Source organism: Clostridium frigoris (assembly GCF_018861865.1).
GTDB classification, from domain to species: Bacteria; Bacillota; Clostridia; order Clostridiales; family Clostridiaceae; genus Clostridium_AD; species Clostridium_AD frigoris.
The window spans coordinates 1-1,402 of record NZ_JAHLDV010000138.1 but is presented as its reverse complement, the minus strand read 5'-3'; the positions used below and the strand labels follow the sequence as shown (position 1 = coordinate 1,402).

The 1,402-nt window shown below is 30.5% G+C and carries 1 protein-coding gene; it reads right to left on the bottom strand.

Annotated features, from left to right (window positions below; genetic code table 11):
* Window positions 1–196: 196 nt before the first annotated feature.
* On the bottom strand, window positions 197–1,084 hold the full coding sequence (gene thrB / locus KPL37_RS19450; RefSeq protein ID WP_216151712.1) for a homoserine kinase: 888 nt from the start codon (window positions 1,082–1,084) through the stop codon (window positions 197–199).
* Window positions 1,085–1,402: the final 318 nt, after the last annotated feature.

Sequence of the window (1,402 nt, the reverse complement as noted above, 5' to 3'; positions counted from 1 at the left end):
TCCTACTGAAGATACCCAATTAGTATCTATACAGTCTTTTACGTATTTGAGTTCATTGCCTCGTATCTCTGGTATACATAAAGGTATCATAACAAAAACCTCCTATTTTTTATACATTTTATAAATTGTATAAATTAAATATACACCATTACGTAACGTAAGTTGCAAGTAACTTACTATAATTTAAAATTTTTCTTTAGATGTTTTCTATTTCTAGACCATTCTCATCTATTTCTAGATTCAGAGTTTCCCAACTTCCTGATAAGCCCTTTAAAAATTTTTTTAGTTTTCCTTCAGTATTACTATCGTCCTTTTTAAGCATTACCATAATTGTTGGTCCAGCACCACTAAGAAAAACTCCTAAAGCTTCACTGTCTTTAACAAAGCTTGTAATTTCATTGTAGTTTTGAATTAATCCCATTCTATATGGCTGATGAAGTTTATCTTTGCAAGCAAGCTTTACCCCTTTATAATCACCGTTAACAAGCGCTACAATAAGCATTGAAACCATACCTACATTATATACCGCATCTTTAAAAGGTATTGTTTCTGGAAGCACTGCTCTTGATGACTTAGTTGACAACTGTAACTTAGGTATTAACGCACAAAATTTTATACCTCCATTAATTGGAATTTTATTATAATGGTTAGCTCCTCCATTCATAATTGAAACAGTCATACCACCAATCATTGCAGGAGTAATATTATCCGGATGTCCTTCAATTTCACAAGCATAATTTAAGACCTCCTGTTTTGTTAAAACATCCCCACATAACTTATTAGCAGCTGTAATTCCTGCCAATATACATGTAGCACTACTTCCGAGCCCTCCACTAACAGGTATTTCCGTTTTAAAAGTTAATCTAACACCTTTTGGGTTCTTTTGAAGTTTTTTAAATGTTTTTAACATTGAAGTATAAACTAAGTTATTATTGTTTGCAAATTCTTGATTACACCCAAAAATTTCAAGGCCAGATTCTATCTCTTCAACTATAAATTTATTATAAAGTTTAAATGCAACTCCAAGAGTATCAAGCCCTGGTCCCATATTTGCACTTGTGGCAGGTACTTTAATTTCAAACATAACTATTTACAACTGTTTCTTTATTTCTTACATTAAAAAAATTCATATAGTTGCCCCCCTAATCCGACAGTATTTATTATTATGTCATTTATTTTATACTTTTTTGACTAAAATTTCAAGTATATTTACCTAATTTAATCATTTAATCTAAACAGATAGTATTAATCTATGATAGAAATTCACCCTTATGAAATAAAAAAGCCTAGCAATTTAATGTGTACCCTTTGTCAAGGACAATCTAAAAAAAAGTCTACGCTGATTTAAGAAGATGATTTCTGTATTGAACAGGAGTCATCTTTTTTAAACCCCATTGATATC